This window comes from Paenibacillus sp. 32352, assembly GCF_002042965.1.
Lineage (GTDB): Bacteria > Bacillota > Bacilli > Paenibacillales > NBRC-103111 > Paenibacillus_S > Paenibacillus_S vulneris.
The window spans coordinates 147,545-170,868 of sequence record NZ_MZNT01000007.1; the positions used below are offsets into that span (position 1 = coordinate 147,545).

The 23,324-nt window shown below is 49.0% G+C and carries 21 protein-coding genes; 6 read left to right on the forward strand and 15 right to left on the reverse strand.

Annotation, left to right across the window (positions count from 1 at the left end):
* Positions 1 to 6: 6 nt before the first annotated feature.
* Complete coding sequence (locus B1728_RS17790; RefSeq protein ID WP_079911653.1) at positions 7 to 1,854, reverse strand: sigma-54-dependent Fis family transcriptional regulator; 1,848 nt, start codon at positions 1,852 to 1,854, stop codon at positions 7 to 9.
* A gap of 333 nt (positions 1,855 to 2,187) precedes the next feature.
* Positions 2,188 to 3,027 (reverse strand): SPL family radical SAM protein, encoded by an 840-nt coding sequence (locus B1728_RS17795; protein ID WP_179136064.1) that lies wholly within the window; start codon positions 3,025 to 3,027, stop codon positions 2,188 to 2,190.
* Between the two features lie 274 nt (positions 3,028 to 3,301).
* On the opposite strand from B1728_RS17795, the gene B1728_RS17800 reads away from it, so the two are divergent.
* A complete protein-coding gene (locus B1728_RS17800; protein WP_079911654.1) occupies positions 3,302 to 4,324 on the forward strand; it encodes an FUSC family protein in 1,023 nt (340 codons plus the stop codon).
* Here the strand turns inward: B1728_RS17800 and B1728_RS17805 are convergent.
* Genes B1728_RS17805 through B1728_RS17825 form a run of 5 tightly spaced genes read right to left on the reverse strand, consistent with a single transcriptional unit; the run spans position 4,291 to position 9,615 of the window.
* Positions 4,291 to 4,911: a nucleotidyltransferase family protein gene (locus B1728_RS17805; protein WP_079911656.1), complete on the reverse strand. Its 621-nt coding sequence runs from the start codon at positions 4,909 to 4,911 to the stop codon at positions 4,291 to 4,293. The two genes, B1728_RS17800 and B1728_RS17805, sit on opposite strands and share 34 nt — an antisense overlap.
* Positions 4,908 to 5,954, reverse strand: a complete 1,047-nt coding sequence (locus B1728_RS17810; protein WP_079911657.1) for an XdhC family protein — start codon at positions 5,952 to 5,954, stop codon at positions 4,908 to 4,910. The genes B1728_RS17805 and B1728_RS17810 overlap by 4 nt, the downstream gene beginning before the upstream one ends.
* A 33-nt stretch (positions 5,955 to 5,987) precedes the next feature.
* Positions 5,988 to 6,461 carry a (2Fe-2S)-binding protein gene (locus B1728_RS17815; protein ID WP_079911920.1) on the reverse strand — a complete coding sequence of 158 codons (474 nt, stop codon included), beginning with the start codon at positions 6,459 to 6,461 and terminating at the stop codon, positions 5,988 to 5,990.
* Positions 6,462 to 6,470: 9 nt separating this feature from the next.
* Positions 6,471 to 7,304, reverse strand: coding sequence for an FAD binding domain-containing protein (locus B1728_RS17820; protein WP_079911658.1), 834 nt, complete (start codon positions 7,302 to 7,304; stop codon positions 6,471 to 6,473).
* On the reverse strand, positions 7,285 to 9,615 hold the full coding sequence (locus B1728_RS17825) for a xanthine dehydrogenase family protein molybdopterin-binding subunit (RefSeq protein WP_079911659.1): 2,331 nt from the start codon (positions 9,613 to 9,615) through the stop codon (positions 7,285 to 7,287). The genes B1728_RS17820 and B1728_RS17825 overlap by 20 nt, the downstream gene beginning before the upstream one ends.
* 160 nt (positions 9,616 to 9,775) lie before the next feature.
* Between B1728_RS17825 and B1728_RS17830 the strand changes: the two genes are divergently transcribed.
* The gene (locus B1728_RS17830; RefSeq protein WP_079911661.1) at positions 9,776 to 10,471 is read left to right on the forward strand and encodes a YetF domain-containing protein; all 696 of its coding nucleotides are present in this window, start codon (positions 9,776 to 9,778) and stop codon (positions 10,469 to 10,471) included.
* 48 nt (positions 10,472 to 10,519) lie between these two features.
* Here the strand turns inward: B1728_RS17830 and B1728_RS17835 are convergent, their stop codons facing one another.
* The 6 genes from B1728_RS17835 to B1728_RS17860 all read right to left on the reverse strand — a co-directional run bounded on the left by B1728_RS17835 (position 10,520) and on the right by B1728_RS17860 (position 17,616).
* Complete coding sequence (locus B1728_RS17835; RefSeq protein WP_483310985.1) at positions 10,520 to 11,476, reverse strand: SDR family NAD(P)-dependent oxidoreductase; 957 nt, start codon at positions 11,474 to 11,476, stop codon at positions 10,520 to 10,522.
* 300 nt (positions 11,477 to 11,776) lie between these two features.
* On the reverse strand, positions 11,777 to 13,306 hold the full coding sequence (gene ahpF, locus B1728_RS17840) for an alkyl hydroperoxide reductase subunit F (protein WP_079911664.1): 1,530 nt from the start codon (positions 13,304 to 13,306) through the stop codon (positions 11,777 to 11,779).
* Between the two features lie 13 nt (positions 13,307 to 13,319).
* Entirely contained in the window at positions 13,320 to 13,883 is a 564-nt protein-coding gene (gene ahpC, locus B1728_RS17845; protein ID WP_079911665.1) for an alkyl hydroperoxide reductase subunit C, read from the reverse strand.
* Positions 13,884 to 14,135: 252 nt separating this feature from the next.
* The gene (locus B1728_RS17850) at positions 14,136 to 15,197 is read right to left on the reverse strand and encodes an S-methyl thiohydantoin desulfurase family protein (protein ID WP_079911666.1); all 1,062 of its coding nucleotides are present in this window, start codon (positions 15,195 to 15,197) and stop codon (positions 14,136 to 14,138) included.
* A gap of 13 nt (positions 15,198 to 15,210) precedes the next feature.
* A complete protein-coding gene (locus B1728_RS17855; RefSeq protein WP_079911921.1) occupies positions 15,211 to 16,812 on the reverse strand; it encodes an OPT/YSL family transporter in 1,602 nt (533 codons plus the stop codon).
* Positions 16,813 to 16,845: 33 nt separating this feature from the next.
* Complete coding sequence (locus B1728_RS17860) at positions 16,846 to 17,616, reverse strand: IclR family transcriptional regulator (RefSeq protein ID WP_079911668.1); 771 nt, start codon at positions 17,614 to 17,616, stop codon at positions 16,846 to 16,848.
* Between the two features lie 355 nt (positions 17,617 to 17,971).
* Between B1728_RS17860 and B1728_RS17865 the strand changes: the two genes are divergently transcribed.
* Positions 17,972 to 18,355 carry a DnaJ family domain-containing protein gene (locus B1728_RS17865; RefSeq protein WP_079911669.1) on the forward strand — a complete coding sequence of 128 codons (384 nt, stop codon included), beginning with the start codon at positions 17,972 to 17,974 and terminating at the stop codon, positions 18,353 to 18,355.
* Between the two features lie 19 nt (positions 18,356 to 18,374).
* Here B1728_RS17865 and B1728_RS17870 read toward each other — a convergent pair whose 3' ends face one another.
* Entirely contained in the window at positions 18,375 to 18,773 is a 399-nt protein-coding gene (locus B1728_RS17870; RefSeq protein ID WP_079911670.1) for a hypothetical protein, read from the reverse strand.
* A gap of 255 nt (positions 18,774 to 19,028) precedes the next feature.
* On the opposite strand from B1728_RS17870, the gene B1728_RS17875 reads away from it, so the two are divergent.
* The 3 genes from B1728_RS17875 to B1728_RS17885 are packed head-to-tail and all read left to right on the forward strand — an operon-like array spanning position 19,029 to position 21,592.
* Positions 19,029 to 20,288: a M20/M25/M40 family metallo-hydrolase gene (locus B1728_RS17875; protein WP_079911671.1), complete on the forward strand. Its 1,260-nt coding sequence runs from the start codon at positions 19,029 to 19,031 to the stop codon at positions 20,286 to 20,288.
* Between the two features lie 21 nt (positions 20,289 to 20,309).
* Entirely contained in the window at positions 20,310 to 21,113 is an 804-nt protein-coding gene (locus B1728_RS17880) for a DUF3100 domain-containing protein (protein ID WP_079911672.1), read from the forward strand.
* Complete coding sequence (locus B1728_RS17885) at positions 21,113 to 21,592, forward strand: hypothetical protein (RefSeq protein WP_079911674.1); 480 nt, start codon at positions 21,113 to 21,115, stop codon at positions 21,590 to 21,592. Before B1728_RS17880 ends, B1728_RS17885 begins: the two co-directional genes overlap by 1 nt.
* Before the next feature lie 171 nt (positions 21,593 to 21,763).
* On the opposite strand, the gene B1728_RS17890 is transcribed toward B1728_RS17885, so the two are convergent.
* Positions 21,764 to 23,314, reverse strand: coding sequence for a leucine-rich repeat domain-containing protein (locus B1728_RS17890; protein ID WP_079911676.1), 1,551 nt, complete (start codon positions 23,312 to 23,314; stop codon positions 21,764 to 21,766).
* Positions 23,315 to 23,324: the final 10 nt, after the last annotated feature.

The window sequence follows — 23,324 nt, forward strand, 5'->3', positions numbered from 1 at the left end:
TCCTGTTTATGTTTTATTTTTAAACATTTTGTTCATTTTTCTCCACAGTGTAGCCCGATTAATGCCAAGTCTCTTACAGGCTTTGGATTGATTCATTCCCTCTTCCTGCAGCACTTGCAACAAGATCCGTTCCTCAATCTCCTCATAGGTACCGCTTAAATCAATCTGAGCATACGCTGCGCGGGATGTGCCGGAGCCTGCATGCTGTATCAGACGCTCCCAGACTTCATGGACTTCTTCCCATTCGGTATAATGACCTTTTGTCATAAGAAGCATTTCCTGGATCGTACTCTCAAATTCCGGGATATTACCAGGCCAATCGTATTGGGTGAGCCGCTCGAGCACCGTCTCTCTCATCCCTACGATCTGCTTCCCGAACTGTGAATTATATTCTGCGATGAGTCCCCTTATCATTTCTTCCGCGTCCTCCAGATGCTCGCGGAGCGGCGGAACGGTTAGATGCAGCTCACCTACGGCATAAATCAAATCCTGGTTATAATCGCCACGTTTAGCCAGCTTGGACATAGCAATGGAGGAGGAAGCGATAAAGCGAAAGTTGCGGTTGCTGCGAATGAGCTGCAGAACGATCTCCTGCGCCTCCGGACTTAGACGGTCCGCGCGATTAAAATACAGCGTCCCTGTATAACCTCCGAGCAATAACCCGGGAACTCCTGCACTTCCGTAAACAAGCCGGTTCATCTCTTCATCGGTTACATCCTCGCATGTAATCATATAGAAGCCTTCCTGCTGCCGACGGCTGGACGAATGGATCGCTTGCGCGAACATGAACTTGCCGCTTCCCCTCTCCCCCGATATCCAAATATTCCGGTCCGATTCGGCGAATTTTTTGGCGCGGTTGACTGTTTTTTGCAGTGTCGGGCTTGTGCCTACAAGCTGTGTGAAAGTAGCAAGTCGTGACGGGATGTATGCTTCAAATCGACGCTCACTCCTCCATGCGGTAAGCGACTCCAGATAAACCAAATAGCCCCGATGTTCTTCCTCCTCTCGAAGCATGACACTGACCTTATACTGCTCATCAAACAAATGCACATAATGCTCGCGGTCTGAGGTGTTCCGGCTTTCTCCGGTCTGCTTGATTACATTCGCCAAGGCGGCCGAGGCCAGGACGATGTTTTGCCCCCGCAGTGTTCCTTCTGCCTGACGCAGCATCCGGCAAGCCGCTTCATTAACATATTCGACACGCCGCTTGTCATCCAGAGCGATGATCCCGCGAGAATCCGCATCCAGCAAACGCTGGTAAAAGCGCACCTGTTCCTGACCTTTGCGGTACACCTCGTACACTCTGTGCACTTCGCCCAGCATATCCGCCGCCGATTCTCTGCCGGATGTGATCAATATGCCCCGATGCCCCATGTCCTGAGCGGTACGGATAGTAACCATGTCGCCGAGTACAAGCTGGACACCCGATTGAAAAGCCTTCTGCAGCGCTGCCGCAACCTCGGACTTGTGCTGCACTTCATAGGAAGGGATGTCCATTTGCAGCAGGCTGGATACTTCTTTAACCCCGCGGCATATGGAAGGGAATCCAATAATAGCCACGGAGGCGTTGGAATTTTTCACAAGCGTTAATACCCTCAGGATGTCATACCCCGAGACTGGAATGTCTACGACCGGAATGGTCACATGCTCGCGAATCACCGTTGCCGTACCGCCCCGGCTCACAATCATGTCATATCCGCTTTCCTCAGCATGCTGAACGAGGGGAATCGCCTCCTGCAAATCGGCAACCTCTACGTCCATTTGAATCGTCTCTTCTTGCCTTGCCGCATCAAGCAGTACATCCTTTAAGCCGGGATAAGGCGCAATCGCTAATACGCGAATTTTCGTTTGCATAGAAATCCTCCAAGCTTTGTTGCTAAATTAATCATCACTACATAATTATACCTCATTACAAACCAAATGTTGGAGGTCTATTCAAATGTATATGTTCATTTTTTAAACAATCTTAAAAGTTTTATCCGTTGCTTCAACTATTTTCCCAAAAGAGGTCGAATAGAATTCACCTGGGAGAGCCGGTTGATGAACCTGTCAGGCTTGCATGTCAGACCGGTGTAGTATCAATCTGGAATGGGTGGATTGGGCAGAATCGCCCGTAAGTAGGGCATCACCAGCATGTGATATATGGGGAAATTAGCGGAGAAGTGAACATAAGATATCGCCTAGCCTTTATATGTCCACGGGAAAAGCATCGTTTTTGGAGATGTGTATCTTATCGCTTGGAAAAAACTTCATAAGATACTTTTCAACTTTAAAATGGATGTCCTTATGGTACCACTTCGATAAATCATGCGCTTCAAATATATGGGACATGCCCAAACGCTCTGAACGCTTCCCCATCGAACCGTCGCCGATATGAAGCGTATCGATCCAGATACGATCGGCAATGCCTTCGAGCATCTTGGGAAAATCAGGGGTAAACGGTAACACCGGAGAAATAGAAGCCTGTGTGGATATTCCCGCTTCATGTACCTCTTTTAATGCTTTGAGCCGCAATCGGATTCCCGGAGCATACGGAGCAAACGTCCGCTTGATCTCCTCCCGGTCTGTTTCGATCGTCATGGATACAAGGAGCTTGCATTGATCCTTCAATTTCACTAGCAAATCCAAGTCCCTTGTGACAAGAGGGCTGCGGGTCTGTATTTGCAGCAGATCCGGCGGAGCTTCCAGCATTTCTTCCAGTACCCGCCGAGTAACAGCCGCTTCCCTCTCAATAGGCTGATACGGATCGGTCGCCGAGGACATGAACAGACGAACCGGCTTGTTTCTTCGACGAAGGCTAGCGATTTCCTTTCTGTAATTTTCAGCGGCGTTTGTTTTGATGTCGACCCATTCTCCCCAAGGGACCTCTTTGAACTTTTGGATCGGCATTTCTCTCACATAGCAGTACTTGCACGAAAAAGCGCAGCCGCTGTACGGATTTAAGGAATGAGTAAAACCTATATCCAAGTATCCCTTGGCATCGCTAAGAATTTTTTTCGAAAGGATATTTCGTATTTCCATCTGCATGGTGCCCTAACCTCCGTTGGCCGATTTGACTTCTTTATTAACAGTACCATTTTGTGAGGTATCCGAACATAGCTTTCTCCCTGCTTCCGTTACTTTCCTCTGTCTACTGCTTTTCGATTATTAAATAAGAGCCGCTCACGTATACCAGACTAGCAATTGATAATCCTAATACAGGGAAATGGTAAACTGTAGGGAACCGTCACGATAACCGCCGGGGGAGACATCACGGGGTATTTGCCGCAGTGAGTCGGCATTGAGGATGGGAGTGAACAACATGAAGCAGAAATGGATGGATGTTATCAAAAACAAAGCGATCGTATGGAAAATCCCGCTGGCGGCAGCTCTTTCGTGGGAAATTGCGGAATGGGCCGGGTCCCAGCATCCGTACCTTGCGCCTTTGACGGTCATTTTATCCATTCAATTAACCGTCGATAAGTCCATTCAATTTGCATGGCAGCGTATTACGGGCACCATTGCCGGCGTCCTGTTTACTGTATGGATCGCGCCTATAGTTGGTACCAGCGGTTGGAGTATCGGCCTCCTCCTGTTGGTCGGAGCTCTATTGGTAACTTGGTTGAAATTAGACCATGCCATCCTGGTACAAGTTGCTCTCAGCATTTTATTGGTCATGTACTTTCAAAGCAAAATGCCGAGCTATCCCTTGGACCGGGTACGCGATACGCTAATCGGAGCTGTTGTCGCTATGGTCATTCATTTGCTGGTGTTCCCGCCCGATTCCATTCACAAAGCCCGCAAAAAGATGGTCCATTTCTCAGATCATCTGTCCCATCAGTTTACCAATACGGCACTATGGATCAAGGAAGGCTGTCCCCCTCATAAAGCCCAAGCCCTGCAAAACCAATTGCAGTCGTTATTTCAAGAGCTGCATCAGACAACGACCGAGCTGGATCAAGCGGATAAGAGCTTGAAATACAATCCGTTAGGCACCAGGAAGCGCATGATCTTGAACCAGCTGACGAGGCACATGGAGCGGCTGCGGTCCGGATATGCCAATCTGGCTGACATGCTGCGGGTTTTAACGAAATGGTCCGAAAGCGGCCATTTTGCAATAGATCATCAACGCATGTGGTCCGAACATTTGTTTGAGTTATCAAGTCTCATCAAGCATTGGAAAAAAGGGTTGGAGGAACCTGAAGCTGCTAACACCATTTCTAAAGCATCTACCCAGCAAATCCAGGCTCCCGCTCATTTAAAAGAAGAGCAGTATCCGCTTGCGTTATATATGAATGCAGAACAGGTGATTCAGGATTTCCAGAGCTCCAGTAAATTCCTGTAATCATCTGGAGTATCCACGTCCATAAACAAGTGCGGGCTCGCAAAATCTAGACAAATACCGGAGGGATCGTTGCGGATAAGCCGCCTCGCTCCTTCGTCCTTCTGCAGCATGAGCAGGTCTGGGAATGTTCCCCTCGAAAAAAGTACCGGCGGTCTTGCCAAGCCGTCATATCTTGAGGCTGCGAAGCTGCTGTTGGGATGGGATTGATATGCAAGCAGAAGCTTGTTAATCATTGATGGAGTGATCAAAGGCTGGTCCGCTAACAGGATCATAATCGCTTCCGCTTCCATCTCTTGTGCAGCCATGACACCGCACCGCAAAGAGCCCGCTTGCCCCAAGTGTGCATCAGAACACGGAACAACGGACCATTTCCGAGACATCGGCTCCACATACAATGAGCTGTCGATCCAATCTGCTTCACCGTCCCCCGACACTATCACTACATGATCCAAGTCGGAGCTCAAGGCCGCTCTCAACGCATAATTTCCCAAAAGCATTGATCCCAGCGGGAGCCGAAGCTTATCCGAACCCATTCGGGTGCTTAGTCCTGCGGCCAAATAAATCCCTACGATCTTATTCCGCTTCACGGTGCACCCATCCCTGTAGCGCTATTTTTTCTAAGCACGGCTATGAGCTCAGCCACAATACTGACGGCAATTTCCTCAGGCCCTTCCGCTCCAATGTCGAGCCCGACAGGATAATGAGCCTTCACAGCAACCGGCACATCGGACAGCAAACGTTCCGTTCTTCTTTTTGACCCCAGAATGCCCAGATAGCGAAAGCGCTTTATAGACAGCAGCCGAAGCAGCTCTTGATCCCTTTTCAAATGATGAGTCATAACCACTACAAATTCGTAAGGTGAAAACGAAATCTCCGGTATCGTTTCTTCGGGAAACCCAACAAGGATGGAATCGGCATCCGGAAAATAACGCCGGTCGCACAATGCGGGTCTCCAATCGCTAACCAACACGGAAAAGCCGGCAGCAGCAGCCAATGCAGCAAGCGGTCTTGCATCGGGTCCGGCACCGAACAAGACGAGTCTCGGCTTCGGTTCATATCTATACGCAAACAAAGAAGACGGGTCGGATGAAAGGAATCTGTTACCGCTATTGCAGTGTGAACCCGTCCCGGTGGACATCAACTCTGTGAGTGATCGAGGAAGATCCCCTCTCCATTCTCCGAACAGGCGGAGATTTTGGGTCAAGAACCCGTATTCGGCAACGGAGCCATCCGGTTCGAATCTTTTGATCGCCATAACCGTGTTTTGCTGATCCAGGCAATGCTTCAATGTGACTAAATGATCCTTGAGAATATCATCTACCGGCTCCATCGTCACCTGAACAATACCGCCGCACCCCTGCTCTTCCCCCCACGACAACACATCCGATGATTGCATATCGAACACAAAGCTGCGGGAAAGTCCGGTTTCCAATATATCCGGCACGCAGGCTGCAAGGTGAGCTTCCAAGCACCCGGCACTGAGAACCCCGATTTGTGAACCGTCCTCCTGAAACAGCATGGCGGCTCCTTCTTTCCGGTAGGCGCTCCCTTTCACATGGGTAATTGTTGCCAATACACTTCTAGGGCCGGTACGTTGGACAGCTTCCAGAATACGATGTATATCCGCCAAACTCTTCCCTCCCTCTGCTTCGAGATTAGTCCATCATGATGATTTCGGGGATAATATTTCCTTTACTGCAAGATATATTTCTTCATAGGACGTGCACCTGCAAATGTTGGACTGAAGCCACACCCGAATGGTTTCTTCATCTGCATGGGGATGTGCTGCCCTTCGTAACCCCTCGCAGTTCATGATAAACCCCGGCGTGCAATATCCGCACTGGAACGCCTGATATCGAACAAATGCCTCTGGTACCGGAGAATTCATCAAGCCTTCAATTGTCGTTACCTGCTTTCCATCGGCTTCCACAGTGAGCATTAGGCACGATTTCATGGGCAGGTTACCTAATAAAATGGTACAAGCGCCGCAATCGCCATTATCGCAGCCGGATTTGGTTCCCGTAAGCCCGAGATGATCACGAAGCGTATATAAAAGAAGCTCGGCGGCTCTTGCATGAATCGTTCGTTTATCGCCATTGACTTCACACTGCACCTGAACCATAGTCGAATCGCGCAACACCATCCTTCACCTGCCTTCCAATGAGTGTAACGTATCCGCTATCGTTTGTTTAAGGACAAACCGCCGATAAGGGGCAGACCCCTCGACATTAGTCAATAACGGAGCGGGAAGCTTGCCGATTGCCAGTTCTATTCTGGTCTCCAATGCCATCGAAGAATCGTTCAATAACTCATCCATCGGGATGGATCGGAACGGGAACGAGCAGACGCCGCTATATGCGGTATGAACCTTACGGTCCTTCTTCATCGCAGCTAGAGTCACTACGGGGTAGCCGATGCTCCCGATCTGCCTTTTTTTGTAATGAACGAACGGCAGCCCCAAATTGCTTTGGTCTGTTAATGTCTGTACGAGAAATTCACCTTTCTCCAGTCTGATTTGCTGTGAAAACACCTGATGGATCGAAGCCTCCCGGATACCATGCGCTCCTGCAACAAGCACACGGCTATCGGCCAGAAGAAGCGGAAGCACTACTTCCCTGTAATGAATTTTGCCACAGATGTTTCCTCCCAGTGTAATTTTGTTCCGGGCTGTTTGATCAGCTATTCCAAGGGCCGTTTGACTGAGCAATGGAAACAGATTCGCGGCGGATAATGCGGATAACGTGACGCAGGACCCGATGATCAGCGAACCGTTACGGATGCCCATGACATTGCATTCCGGTATGGATTTTATATCGATAACAGCATCCGGATGGATGGCGTGAGTTCGAGCCCATGTAATGATTTCCGTTCCCCCGGAATAATAGATAGGCTGCTTCCCCTGCTTCTGCAAATGCTGAAACTGTTCGACAGCCATCTGAATGGTAGAAGGCTTGAAGTATTCAAAGTTCAGCGGTATCATACATCGTCCTCCAGATCATCTCGGGCGTCAGAGGCAAATGTTTCAGCTGCACACCGGCGGCGATACTCAAGCTATTGGCCAAAGCCGCGGGCATGCCGATCAAGCCATGTTCCCCGATGCCGCGCAAGCCGTAAGGCGCTTCCCAATGAGGCGTCTCTACGAATTCAACGAAGTACTGTGGCTGCTCCCCGTAATGAATCAATTTGTAGGTTCGAAATTGCGGATTAAGGACGGCACCTTGTTCATTGAATACAAAAGCTTCCCGGCTTGCCAGACTTAAGCCCATACTCATGGCGCCTGTCACTTGGCTGCGGGCAAATGCAGGGTTAATCACTTTGCCGGCATCCAAGACCGCTGCCGCTTTGATGATTTTGTATGTGAAATCTTTGCTATTCCATTCCACCTCTACCGCTTGAGCGCCAACCGTCCATTCCGGCCCGGGGTTCCCTTTTCCAGTCTCGGGATCCAATAAAGTCAGGTTCCGCATAGCGTAGCTTCCGCGGCCGATGATTTGTCCGCCGATTGTATTGCCATTCGGGTATGTATAGCCGTAAGCGATTTTCTCGATAGGAATCCCTCTATCAGGGTCATTCTGCAAGTAAACCCGGCCCCCGCCTACCTCCAAGTCTTTTGGCAAGCATTGCATTACGACAGCCGCTATGCTTTTTAACTGAAGGATGGCATCATCGGCCGCTTGCAGAATCGCATTGCCGACAAGAAAGGTGCTGCGGCTCGCCACGGTTTTCCAGTGATGGGGATCGGTTGCTGTATTAACATCCGGCGTTATGTGGATCCTCTGTTCATCCATTCGCAAGCGCTCGGCTAACAATTGAGTCAGCGCTGTCCTCGTCCCTTGACCAATTTCCACTGCGCCGCAAAGCAAATTCACACTCCCATCGGGATTGAATACTACAGTGGCTCCCGCTCCGGCATTTGTCGGCGTACTCGAATTTTTCCAGAAACAGCTAACCCCTGTTGCCCTGACGAGATGACCATGAATTTCAAGCTGGGGACGGTCGTCCCAGTGGATTAGTGATTTTAATTTCGCAATGCACATGGGCAAATCGCCCAGGTTACTTCTATTCAGCGCTGTTTGTGTCGGAGACGTAGCCCCTGGCCCTATCGCATTATAAAATCGGAATTCCAAAGGATCCATCCCGATTCGTTTCGCCAGCTCATCCATAGCTCTTTCTATGGCGTATGTCAGTTCCGGATGGCCGAATCCCCGAAAGGAAGTCGAGTACGGGTGGTTCGTGTACATGCACAAAGAATCGCAATGAACATTCTCGATGTGGTACGGCCCTGTACAGTCGACGGCTGCGGCCCGGCTCATGATCGCTCCCCTGTCCGAATAGGCTCCGGCGTCAAAAAAATGCCATATTTCTGCAGCCATCAGTTTGCCTTCACGGGTGCAGCCAAGCTTTATGGTGGATTCGAGTCCAATATGAACAGGAGAAGTGACCATGTCCACTTCACGGGAATTAATCAATCTCACTGCTTTGCCGCCTACAGCAAGGGTTGCCATATAGGCAAGAAACTCCAGCTGTATCGTGGATTTCCCGCCAAAGCTTCCTCCGACCAGCGGAGTATGGACAGTCACCTGATGAAGCGGAATATGGAAAATTTGGCTGATCTCCTTCTGAATTTCATAAGGCGATTGGGATGCGGAATGGATGATCACTTGTCCGTCGGGCATAATCTGGGCCGTACTGCAGCGTCTTTCCATCGCAGCATGATCTGACTGAGGTGAACGAACCTCGATTTCAACAATTTGATCACTAGTCCTCCATCCCTCTTCCATATTCCCCTTGCGTATTTTAGTACGGTTTGCAACGTTAGTCCCGGGCTCCGGGAACACCTCCTCATGGCGCGCATACTCTTCCAACCGCTCATGAATGATCGGAGCATTGCTCCGGTAAGCTTCCTTGGGGGACTGAACGACGGGTAACAGCTCGTATTCTACCTTGATTCGACGGGCCGCCATCTCAGCTATGTATTCTTCTTCTGCGACAACTATAGCCACAGGTTCGCCGTGATATCTCACCTTATCTATTGCAAGTGGAGGGCGATCGGACAAAGGCGTCCCGGTCAAGACGGGATAATGACGACCTGTAACGACAGCTTTAACGCCAGAAATCTTCATGGCCTCGGATGAATCGATTGATTTTATTAAAGCGTGGGCGTGAGGACTTGTAGCAAGCTTCGCATACAGCAGCCTTGATGCCGGAATATCATTTACGTATTGCGCCGCCCCTGTAACCTTATCCCACGATTCTTTTCTGGGGATGCTTTTCCCAACCGACCGTCGGATGTAGACCCCCTCCTTACATTGAATTCATTCGCACATACTTATCTTCCTTTTCTATCTATATACAAGAGATGTTGTCCGTATTATCTATTTAAATGAATGAACTTCCAGATAAAGGAGAACCTATTTTATATGGTACAAGGAAGGGATCTGAACCTGCACTATGGAAGCAATATGGCAAAGCTCCATCCGGACGTTGTTAGGCTTTATCGTTTTGCTGTTATTAACGCGTATTTTAGGAAAAAAACAATTAAGTCAAATGACCTTCTTCACCTACATTACAGGAATTGCCCTTGGCAACATTGCGGGTGAGATGGTTTTACATAAAGACGAAATCGTTTCCGGTATCACAGCCATGACCGTTTGGGCAATGCTGACTATCTTTGTCGAGCAGCTAAGCCTTAAATCACCGATGATACGAGTTCTATTCGACGGTGAGCCTGCAATCGTCATCAAGCATGGAAAATTACAGCAAAAGGCGATGGCTTTAAGCAAATTAAATATGGATGATTTAAGCATGCTGCTAAGGGACAAAAATGTGTTCTCCATCCGGGAGGTCGATTACGCGATCCTGGAGCCTAACGGCAAACTAAGCGTATTAAAAAAGCAAGATATGGAAAGCCCGACAAAAAAGGATCTCCAGCTGCCTGTTCAAGATCGTTTGTATCTCCCTACCGAGCTCATCGTCGATGGCCAGGTTGTCAAAAGAAATTTGAAAGAGCTGCAACTGAGCTATAAGTGGCTGGAAGAACAAATCAGGCAGTCCGGCGCCGCCTCTATTCAAGAGGTGTTTTTTGCCGAGCTTCAAAGTGATGGCAGTCTTTTTGTGGATTTAAAATCAATCTTTTCAAAGCGGTAGATAGAACCGATTTTATTGATTAATCAATTACTATTTCTCAAAAATATCTCACTTTCTGTTCTGCAATTCCCGGATTGTTGCTGCAATCCCGTCTGCTGGCTTCGTAACCGGAATCGGTCCGATGTGGCGCCTGTATTTCTCCCCGCTTAAGCGCAGCGGTTCCTCCGTTAAGTACAGCATTTCAACAACCTCCTTCATGACAGGAACGAATAGTCCCAGCAGCGACAATCCGAACCTGCCAAGGGCAATAACGGGCTTCTTCATTCCGCTCGCTTGTCTGGCAATCCGAACTATCTCATGTCCGGAAATCACGTCGGAGCCAGGAATATTCCAATTTTGCCCGTATGCATGGTCGCGTCCCGCCAGCTCAACAACCATCACAGCCGCGTCAGGCAAATATACGTATTCCCGAGGTACGGTCATATTGCCAATGAAAAAGGCCATTTTGCCCGCGGCGATCGCTTCAAGTGTCCCACCCAGATATGAAGCCTGATTCGCAGTCGGTCCGTAATAATCCGGCAAACGAACTATCATAGCCTGCGTTTGCCCCCATCTGCCGCTAAAGATCATCTGCTCGAAAGCAAGACGCACTTTTCCTTTCTTAGTATGCGGTTGTTTGGGATGCTCCTCCGCAACCGGATTTGTCTGTCTCCTTCCATAAGGGTAGATACCGTCTATTGCGACTACCTTCAAGCTCAGTCGATTAGCTGCCTCCATTACGGATTCACCCAGGGGAATCAATTTGCTCTCCATCTCGTGGTAAGGGACATTGGCACAATGAAACAATACATCTGCTTCCTTCGCCGCCCTAGCGATATCATCCGGCTTGAACGCATCCCCAGTAGCCAAAGATAGATGCTCTGGATGACCGAGCTCTCTAGCAAGCTCCTCGAGCTTTTGGCGTGACCGCCCGAAGGCAATGACGGGGATCCCCCTTTTTGCCAACTCCGCTGTAATAACTGCACCCGTACCTCCGGTTGCGCCCACCACAATCGCTTTATTCATCATTCATCAGCACTCCTTTTTATTTGTAATTGATCAATCACTAACTTATGTGAAAACTATACCAAGTTGTTATTGATTAGTCAATAACTAATTTTCCGATTTGTTGAAGAATAATAGTACAGCTGCCGCGGCACGCCGTTCCTTAAGCTTTACGACTGGTTGTAAGTTTGAGCACGGATAGAGGAGTTGGACCATCATGGACAGCGCGTAAAGGCGGAAAACGGGATGCGAGTGCTTTTGTCATATGTACAAAAAAGCCCCCTTAAGTAAGGGGACTTTAGAGTTATTGCATGCTAATTATTAATTACGGATTAGATAGTCGAATGCGCCTAAGGCCGCATTGGCACCTGATCCCATAGAAATAATGATTTGCTTGTAAGGGCTGTTGGTGCAGTCGCCGGCAGCGAATACACCAGGAACATTCGTTGCGCCATGACGATCTACGACGATCTCGCCGAAGCGAGTACGTTCAACCGTATCGCCCAGCCAATCGGTATTAGGAACAAGACCGATTTGAACGAATACTCCTTGCAAATCGACATGGTGTTCAGTACCCGAATCGCGATCGATATAGGTAATTCCATCTACCTTGTCCGTGCCTGTAATCTCCTTGGTTTGGACGTTCTTGAGGACCGTCACGTTAGGGAGGCTATAGAGCCGTTTTTGCAATACCGCATCGGCCTTAAGTTCAGGCATGAACTCGAGGACCGTCACATGCTTCACGATACCGGCCAGATCAATAGCCGCCTCGATACCGGAGTTGCCGCCGCCGATCACGGCTACATCCTTCCCGATGAACAATGGGCCGTCACAATGAGGGCAATAAGCTACCCCCTTGTTCTTGAATTCCGCTTCACCCGGAACCCCGACATTGCGCCAACGGGCACCAGTCGAGAGAATGACGGTTTTGCTCTTCAGCACTGCGCCGTTCTCAAGCTCGATTTCGACGAGATCCTTCTTCTCCAAGCGTTTGGCACGCTGAAGCTTCATGACGTCGATGCCGTATTCCTTTACGTGCTCTTCTAAGCTCGCCACGAGCTTGGGACCTTCGGTATACTTCATGCTGATGAAGTTTTCAATACCCATGGTATCCATGACTTGTCCGCCAAAACGCTCGGCGACAATCCCGGTGCGAATCCCTTTGCGTGCCGCGTAGATTGCCGCACTGGCACCGGCAGGACCTCCGCCAACGACAAGGACGTCGAAGGGCTCTTTATCAGCAAATTCAGCCGCGTCAGGAGCGTTACCGAGCTTCGCAAGAATCTCTTCAAGTGTCATACGGCCGCTGCCGAAAAATTCATCATTGAGATAAACCGAAGGTACGGCCATAACGTCTCTCGTTTCAACCTCGTGCTTGAAGGCTGCGCCATCAATCATCGTATGGCTGATACCGGGATTAAGGATGCTCATCAGATTCAAAGCTTGGACGACATCGGGACAATTATGGCAGCTCAGGCTGACATAGGTCTCGAAACGGTATTCGCCACGGATGCCCTTGATCTGATCTATGAGGTTCTGCTCTACTTTAGGCGGTCTGCCGCTTGCTTGAAGCAGTGCAAGTACCAAGGACGTGAACTCGTGCCCTAGAGGGACACCGGCAAAAACGACACCCGTGTCTTCACCCGCACGGTTCACGCTGAAACTTGGCGTGCGATATAGCTCGGTTCTTTCTACCGTAATCTTGGAGGAGATGCCGGTGATTTCATCGATCAGCTCCAGCATCTCCTGGGATACGGCATCAGAACCCGCACTCACTTTGATCTGCACATCGCCTTCCATGAGCTGCAGGTATTGAGTTAGCTGTTCTTTGATATCCGCATCCAATGCCATAAGTTATCGCTCCTTAGATCTTTCCGACGAGATCAAGGCTTGGCTTCAAGGTTTTGGAGCCTTCTTGCCATTTTGCAGGGCATACTTCGCCTGGATTGTTACGTACGTATTGAGCAGCCTTAACCTTGTTCACCAAGATGCTTGCATCACGGCCGATTCCGCCTGCATTGATTTCAAGCGCTTGGATAACGCCGTCCGGATCGATAATGAAAGTACCGCGATCTGCAACGCCTTCCTCTTCGATCAATACGTCGAAGTTACGGGAGATCGTATGAGAAGGATCGCCGATCATGATGTAAGTGATTTTTCCGATTGTCTCGGAGCTATCATGCCATGCTTTATGTGTAAAGTGAGTATCTGTGGAAACAGAGTATACTTCAACGCCCAGGCTTTTCAGGGTTTCGTACTGGTTTTGCAAATCTTCAAGCTCTGTAGGGCATACGAAGGTGAAGTCTGCAGGGTAGAAGCAAACAACGCTCCATTTTCCTTTGAAGTCGGCTTCTGTAACATCGATAAATTTGCCGTTATGGTAAGCTGATGCTTTGAATGGTAACACTTCTTTTCCGATTAGAGACATAGTGAAAGTTCCTCCTTAGAAATTGGATTCGTTTTTGTACATATCATATGATACCTCAAACTGCCATTTTAATCATGAAGTTATGATGAAGAAATTATGAAAGAATGATGAAAATCATGGAGAATCCGATTGCGGGCCGGATATGCATTCAATAACTTCCTTTGGATCATGTACAAAAAGAGGGAATCCCTTGCCTGCAAGCAAAAGTCTCCCTCATTATATGGAAGTTGATGATGATCCGGACTGCTAAAGCTAAACTGCGGCAGAAACAATCGGTTTCCCGATGGTTGACTCAATGGGCTTCAATAAATTCTCGTTGCTCATCGTCGTGCTCAGAATCAGTTGTTCTTTAGGTGCCGATATCACGGTCAGACGCTGGCCTTTCTCGATAGCTGCAGAAACAACCGGTTTAGCCGTGGATGCATCCAATGTCATGATCAGATCCGGAAAAGTCGCGAGCCGCTCCCCATCCTTCTCCAGCGTCATATATTCGTTCCAGAAGGTCAATTCAAATTTTCCGTCAACCGTAACGATACCGACATCGAAGCCATTTTTGGTCTCCATCCGGAAATCGGTCACCGTACCTGTTGTCTCTACGCGTCCGCCAAGCTTATTCACGACCGCATCAATAGCCGCTTCTCCCCTATGATTCAGCAAGGCTTCCCCAAGCTCAATTGCCTGCCGGATGGCTCCTGGGGCACCGTGCTGTTTGGCATAACGGACGGTAACCGGATTTCTGGCCACAGCAACCATCCCGCCGGCCTCAATCGACGCATTACGTACCATCGATGCGGATCTTTCCAGTACGCCGGATACGCCGATTTCGATGTAACGGCCGCCTTTGCCGCCGACTGCACCTTGATGGGAGATATAATCGGGCAATTCGGAAATGTTCATAGCCCCCATCAACCCTGTCGGATGCGCGCGGCCGTTGCAAGGATTATCAATGACCGGAATGCCGGTCATCGCGGATTGGAACCAGCCGTTCACAGTTGTCTCTGCGCCATTCTCGTTGGTAATCAAGCCTTGAATCGGCTTTTGCACTCTTTGCGATACCATTTCGAGAGCCCGGATATAATGAACCGGCTTCAAATATTTGTCCTTAGCGCCGGGAGCGCCGACTAGGGCTACCGTAACAAGAAGATCCTCGTCATTCAATTCGTCTACAGTAAGAAGCTTCGGTTCCCCGAGTTCAAGAGCAAGCTTGCCGATCTCAAGTCCTCTCTCGATCCAGCCGCCGCCCCCTCCTCCGAGCACCGCGCCGCCGTAAACGGCATATTCCATTATGCGTTGATCCAGTGTCATCGTTGACATGCCAATCCCTCTTTTACTTTTTTAATTTGAACACGGAATTAAAGAAGCTGTACAAAGCATCACCGGCAATGAATCCCGCTGCCATTATGCTCATCGTCTTTTCCGCTTCTTTACCTTTGACCTTCAAGACGATCAGGCGAATCGCAATCCCCGCCAGCACAGCCCAGCAAGCGTACGGTGTCAGAATCAGCAAACCGGTAGCAAATAAAATGCCCAGCTGCCGCTTCGATCCGCCGATCAGCTGAAGGAGCGCTCCCGGTATAGCCCATAAGACTAATTGCATAGCGACGTCAGGTGTAGTGCCGGCACTAATCGTTGACGCATACACGGTATCAATAGGAGGAACCATATGATTGCTAAAGTAGCTGGGATAAGTAAGGATAACCGTCAAAAGCGATACGCCGAAAGCAATCATTCCCGTAATATATTGGGCTCTTCTGCCCTGCAGCTCATACTCGATGTCTTCACCGTTCCCGCGCAGGATATAGCCTGTCTTCAGGTCATAACCCATATCCGCGAAGGCAGGCCCTGTCGCCGCACTGAATCCTGCCAGCAATGCCAATGCAACCGGCGGAAATCCGATCAGCATCCCGATTAGCAAAGTGATAAAGGACACGGCAAAAGCGGGAAACCAGCCGGAGTGCATCGCCGCAATGCCGACGATCAATTCATGCACAAACGCCGCAAAAGCAGCGAAAAGCAGGAAACCGATAAACATGCCGGCTGACATTTCACTCAGTATTCCGCCAACAATCGCAATGATCAGGGCAATCCCTAAATATAGAAGAAAGCCATATCCTAATACGCGTCTAGTTGCCTTGGTTGAAACCGTTCCTGATGAAGCTGAGCTTGAGGTGGGCTCCTGCTGGGCAGGCTCCTGTTCCTTTTGCTTCTTGAGGATCAGTGACGCGACCTGGAATAGCGCAACGAGACCGGCACCGATCATTAAACCGTGCGCTATGTAATACTTGCTGATGTCAAAATGGAACCAAGGCAGGGAATATTGCCGAATCATTAGACCGATTCCGAACATGATCAGCGCCCCGATATTACCAATAAAAGCAACCCCGAAGGCTGACATGGAGATGTGAAAATAAGAGCCGACTAAACCGATCAACGTACCAAGCCCAAGCAGTCCCGCACGCTTACCACCCTGGTCACCGGCCATAATGGATTCCGCTGTGGCTACTCCTGGCGCCCATGTTCCTTTGGCCGGAAAAATTTTGGAATCAAACAGCTTGTACAGCAGTGTGGCATCAAGGAGCATCGCCAAGGCGGCACCTACGAGCATAGGAACAATCAGCTCCTGCTTGCCCATCATAAAAGGAATCCCGATGGGGATTAATAAGCTGTTGGCCGCCCCAAAGGTCGCTGACGATATTGCCGTTTGAACCAGGTTCTGTCGATGAACCGAACGGTATCTGCTCAGGATGGCGACAGGAACCCTGGCAATAAGCATCGCAATCAGCGCGCCGATAATAGATGTGCTCGGTGTGATCCCGAGTGAAGTGATGATTTGCATCCCGATGATCGCACCGAAAACCGACGTGACAATAGTCAAGATTAATGTAAGCGGCTCCAAAGCAGACGGATGCTTTTTCTTTGAATGGTCCATGGTCATGTTGTAATCTCCTTCTATGCTGTAGTGTTATGGAAGCATCCGATATGCTTCTGGGTTCTGAGCAAGCAGTCTTTGAATTTCGGACTTGGCCGCTTTAAGATGCTCGAGGGCAGGCTCGATTTTATCGGCCGGCATCCGAAAGTCGGGTCCGCCAATCGCCAACGAAGCCATGATTTCATGACGGGCATTAAATATCGGAACAGCTATGGCAAAAACCTCTTCCGTATACTCTCCCATGGAATAGGCCCAGCCTGCTTTTCGAATTTCGTCCAGATCCCGACTCAGCTCTTCCTTCGATACAATCGTTCGATCCGTATATCGGCGCAATCCCTTATCCATGATGGCCATTTGGACATCCTTGCGCAGATAGGCCATGATCACTTTGTTGGAAGCGCCCACACAAAGAGGCGAGCGACTGCCGACGGTAACACCGTACCGGATCGTCTGCGAGCTTTCTACAATCTCAACACAAATGCCCTCATCCCCATCTCGCCAAATCAAATAGGTCGATTCGCCGGTTTCAGCGGCAAGACGGCGCATGACAGGAAGCATAAAATCGGAAATGGAGAAGTTGTCCTTCACGACAGCCCCGAGCTCCATCCATTTGATCCCTAGCGTGTATTTCTTTGTTTCTTGATTTTGGATCAAGTACCCGTGCTCCTCGAAGGTTGATAAGATCCGGTGAGCTATGGAGTGACTCATATTCATTTCCTTTGCCAGCTCCCGAACCCCCCATTGCGGCGTCTCTCTCGTAAAATAACTTAACAATTTCAATGAGTTATCCAGCGTTTTTAACAAAAGCAATCCTCCTTGTCCCTATATTAGAACCAGTGTATCTATTTTTGATTAAAAACAGTATAGTCAGTTTCGTTTGCAAATTCAAGAAAAACTATTCCGTACAATTTTGAATGATCCAAGCCGTTTAACCGCGATAAACTCCTTGCATGAGAAAAGGAGCTAAGCCGCCTTATTTGAGCTTAACTCCTTATATTTATCGCGCAACGATGGAAGATAGTGTCCTTCATTATTGGGAGCTGCGATCAGTGCCACAGTAAAATGATGACTATAATAAGCAGCTGGCAGTACAGATCAGAAGATTAAAAAATAATGAGCCGAAGTATGATAAGATGATGTAAAAGGAGTTGATAGACCGATGAAATATTTGCATTCCATTGCGGAGGAAAAAATTCAGAAGGCCATCCGGCAAGGAGAATTCGATCGTTTGCCCGGTGACGGAAAGCCGCTGCCTCCCGATGAATTGGAGAACGTCCCGGAGGAGCTTCGCGTCGGTTTTAAGATTCTTAAAAATGCCGGCCTGATTCCCGAGGAAATGCTGCTTCGCAAAGAAATGGTTACACTAGGGGACTTGATTGCCGCCTGTCAGGATGATACGGAACGCGAGAGGCTTCAGAACGAGTTAACCGTCAAGAAGCTTCGTTATCAATCACTAATGTCTGACCGCGGCTGGCTGGCATCCGATGCATTCTCCGAATATGAGCATCAAATCAATCAAAAGCTGACGGACAATGAAAAGTAATGAGGCCAAGGCGGCTTGCCTACGCTAGCTCCAAATGGTTTCGAATCATGGAAGCCAAATTGGCCGCTTGTTCCTGGGCTAATGCCCCGGATACTATAGATCGTGCCGCCGCCGGAATATACCAGGCTTTGATGTCTTCCTCCGATACACCTGATAAGCTGCAATACTCCTGAAGGAACGCATGACAGGCTGCCTGCTGCGAAGCCCGGAAGAACTCGTCCACTGCCGCAGACGTTTCCGGTGGGAGTACGGACCGGGGAACCGGCAGCCCGCTCTCCCAAGCAGCAGTACTATTCGTGAATTCCTGCTGCACGGCCTTCCAAGACGAATGGGCTTGATACAGCTTGACGACTTTGTCGTCACCGTCCCATGCATATACATCGCAACTCGAACCCGTTCCTACACAGTGTCCTAGCATGTTTCATCCGGCCTCCCCCTAGCTTCCATAGATTCTATTTTTAAAGCTAAATCATTCGACACCCTAGCCTATTTTCCTTTTTTTACCTAATACTATTCCTTAACAGTTCCCATTTCATCCCATATCCCCTTCTTTCTGGTGATTACCTGCAGTAAGAATGTCTGCTTTCTCTCTTTTTGAAAAAAACTATGTATTTTCAATGCTAAATTAAGTAATATTATATAGCGGAAAAATAATAGACATCAGGAGGTAACTATGCTGTTCAAAGAGCAATTCGATGAGATTCACCGGATCGCGCGGACGATCTTCGACAATCCCGAATTGGGTTATAAAGAAGTGAAGACCCGGCAGACTGTTGTGGATTTTTTGACTCGCGTCCATCCCGGGATCGAACTCGAATCCTTCAGCACGACAGGACTCAAGACGTCGCTCGGCAGCGGCAAAAAGCTGAACATCGCTTTCATTGCAGAGCTGGATGCCGTCTACGCCCCTTCGCATTGGCGTTCGGATCAAGCGACAGGTGCGGCGCATAATTGCGGCCATTATACCCAGGTAGCCATCGCGCTGGCGTTGTACAAGTACTTTTATACTACGGGCGCTTACAAGGCTTGGGATTACACGCTGACGTTCATCTTCGTTCCTGCAGAAGAGTATCTTGATCTGGCTTATCGGGACGAGCTTCTCAAGAATAAGCAGATTTCGTATTACGGCGGCAAGCCGGAAGCGATGAAGCTTGGCGTGTTCGACGATATCGACATCGGCGTTTGTGTCCATGCAATGGGCGGCGAATTCCCGGTACGGACGATTGAAACGAACTGTGACTTGGCCGGATTTTTGTACAAGCGCTATACGTTCGAAGGTAAGGCTACCCACGCCGGCTTCGACCCGTTCTCCGCGAAAAATGCTTACAGTATGTCTACGCTGTTCAATGTCGCTCTAGGCCTTGCCCGCCAGCAAATGAAGGATTCGGAAAAGGTCCGGATGAATCCGATCGTGATGGAATCCGACATGTCCACCAACGTCATTCCGAACCGGATTAAGGTCGGGTCTGACTTAAGAACGCTTACGGTCGATTATATGAAAGAAGCCGCTGTCAAAATGGACGATGCGGCAAGAGGAAGTGCCCTAGCGCTGCAAGGAAGCGTGTCGATCGAAACGCAGATGGGCTATTTGCCGTTCGTACAGGACCGTTATCTGTCCGAGTTCGTTATTGAAGCGTTCCATGCTAACGACGAAATCGCCGCCTTCCGGAACGAGACGCCCATCAGCGCCGCAGGCGACATCGGGGATTTGTCTTATATGATCCCTTGTATTCAAATCGGCTACAGCGGTTTTACCGGAACGATCCATGGAGATGACTTCAAGGATATCGATCCCGAGTTCATTTACGAAATTTTCCCGAGATTCCTCGCTGACGTATTTGAACGTTTCAATGGCCGGATCGACCGATCCAGGCTCTATCGTCGTTCTTATAAAGAATACGAGACATTAATTAACTCCATCGCGCAACAGTAATTAACGGAAAAGAGGATTATCATGAAATCGACGGCATCCAAGTCCCAATTTATACTTTTGCTTGTTTTCGCGCTTTTGGTCATTACCGTATCAGAGTTTATCGGCATCCAGTCGGTGAAGTTCGGTTCGGTTAAGATCAGCTTCCTGCCGCTGGTCTACGCGATCCTGATCACGATGATACTAGGGATCACCGTTGTGCGCAAAGGCATCCTGAAAAAGGTATACAGTAAAGAAAACGTCAACTTTTCAGGAAAATATTTGATTTTCATCATGCTTCCCTTGATGGCAAGATACGGGGCGGATGTAGCTCCCAAAATTCATGAGATTTTGCAGGTCGGCTGGATTTTCGTTATCCAGGAATTCGGCCATTTATGTACTGTCTTGATCGGCCTGCCGATTGCTATTCTGATCGGATTGCGCCGGGAAGCGATCGGAGCTACTCTCGGAATCGGACGTGAAGGCGAGCTTGCCTATATTTCCGAGAAGTACACGCTCGATTCTGACGAAGGCCGCGGTGTCTTGTCGCTGTACATCATCGGTACGCTCTTCGGAACCTTGTTCTTCAGTATCGTCACACCGATTCTGCTTTCTATCGGCTTCGACGTAGAAGCCTTAGCCATGTCGGCGGGTGTCGGCTCCGCAAGTATGATGACCGCTGCTTCCTCTGCCCTGGTCGCTGGAATTCCGGACAAGGCGTCCACTATTACGGCCTATGCATCAGCAAGCCAGCTGCTGACCAGCTTCATGGGTACGTACACGATGGTATTTCTAGCTGTACCTATTCAACGATTCATGTACAAACTATTGGTTAGAGGTGCTAAATAATGGAAGGCGGATTAAATAAATACGTAAAGTACGCTTTGGTGCTGCTGTTAAGCATATCCCTGATTTTGTTCACACAGGAAATTAAACTGCTCAAAAACCCGAACAGCACTCCGATTTCAATGATGACGATATATGGTTTGATCGTGCTGTGGGCGTTTTCCTTCATCGGAATTCTGATCTCCAGCCTGATGAAAAAAGTGCCGCTCAAGCTGATTCAGGATTTCCCTGTGCTCGGCTGGGTATCGATTACTTCCCTAGTTTTTTGCCTTATTTCCGATACTTTTATCCATATGATCCAAGCCGTCGACTTTCTGTCGATCACAACGCCGATCCTGACCTTCGCGGGAATTTCCGTTGCCGATCGTTTGATCGACCTGCGCAAAACATCCTGGAAGGTTGCTATCGTCGCAATCTTCGTCTTTAGCGGCATGTACGTAGGCAGTGCTATCCTGGCGCAAATCGGTCTGCATCTTTCCTAAGTACCTCCTGCGGGTTGATTCCAACACGGTTTTCCGGCCTCGCCGCATTTCCTGTACAGCAAAAAACCTTAGTCGCATGCAGCGGCTAAGGTTTTTTGAATTTTAACCTGCCCTATCTCTCCTACTCTGCTTCGCTGATCATACGGGGGCACTCCGCAGGAAAATCCCTCCCTAGGCTCGCACTCGATCCAAATATTCGTGCCAGATCTTGCTCTCCTCATCTGACATGCCACCCGTGATGGTAGAAAAATCGATGAACCGGTCGAATCTGTCTTTTAAAAGAGCAAATTGCTGGAATGAGGCCGTTATTTTGCTGAGCGAAGCTGAACTTGCCAGCTGCTCCAGATTGCTAGCATGAGTACCGCTTAGTTCCAGAGATTGAAGGTTTTCAAGCTGATTCAATGCAGAGATATCCTCTATCGCCGATTCTCTTACAATCAGCTTTTCCAGTCTATGGAGTCCTTCCATAAACTTCATATTCGGCAGAGTGCCTCCCTCCAGCACCAGCTTGCGCAAGTTTACGAGCTTGCCTAATTCAGTCAATTCGCTCTCCGTTATTTGACCCAATTTGGAGATGGTCAGCTCCTTAAGCTGTTTGAGTTCAGCTATACTGCGAAGCTGCTCCTTATCTGGATTGGATATTTCCAGGGCACGCAAGCTCTTGACCAGCTTCAACGGAGAAAAATCGCGAATCTCAGTATCCTGGACATCCAATATTCTCAATTTGGGAAGCGAGCTGAGAGGAGTAACATCCGTTACGGCCGAGCCGGAAAGAATCAGCTCCTGCAGCTGCTCACATTCTTGCAGAGGGCTTAGATCCGTAACCGGATTTTTCACCAGGTACAAATTTTTCAGCTGCTTGCAGCCGGTTAATGCTTCGATGGAGCGGATTTCGTTCACGCTCAGGACTAGCTCACGTACATCCGTGCACTGCCCTAGCGGAGAAATATCCGTCAATCCTTCTCGTATAAAATATAACTTTTTCGCACGAACAAACGCATCCGGGGAGCCGGTCGTCTTGATGATTCTCTCTTTCCAATCGTTATCTAGACTGTCATACCACTCATTCAAGTTCTGTCCGCCTATCTCTTGTCCAAACGGCTCACACACTGGAAGCTCCATTGTGCGGATCGCATCGAGAAAATGAACTTCCCCTTCCTTGCCGAAGCTCCAGGTGATATATTCTTCATCCTCGCGATTGACGCTGTAATTGCCTTCCCTTGCTGTGTTACGGATAAATTCAAGCAAACGAGTAAGCCGAAGAGCTATTACATACTTAACCTCTTCGTCGCGTCCGAAATTAATAACCTGTCCCTTTATTCCTTTGTCCGCAGGATCCATGTCAATGCCAAGGTTGTTACCGCCCCAATCCTTGCTGATCGGCAGCCAGTAACGATGGATATATTGTTCCTTGATCCAGCCGGCGGGAACAGAATAATGCTCGACTTCCATAGCATGATTCTCTAGACTGACCCAAATCCTCCATTCCGCAAGCATGTCATCCAATGATAGAAACGGTAGTCCAAAAAACAACCCCGGACCCCCGTCCTTTTCCCCATTATGGACTAAATAAAGCTCTCTCAGCTCTGCAGGCAAGGCAAATCCCATTTCCGCTTCCGCCTTGTGAAGCTCCTCCTCCGATGCCGGCGGATTTAACGCTCCGGCTAGCTCAGGAAGATCGGTCTGCAGCAGATCTATTATTTCTTGTAGTAATTGTTTCATTAGTACATTT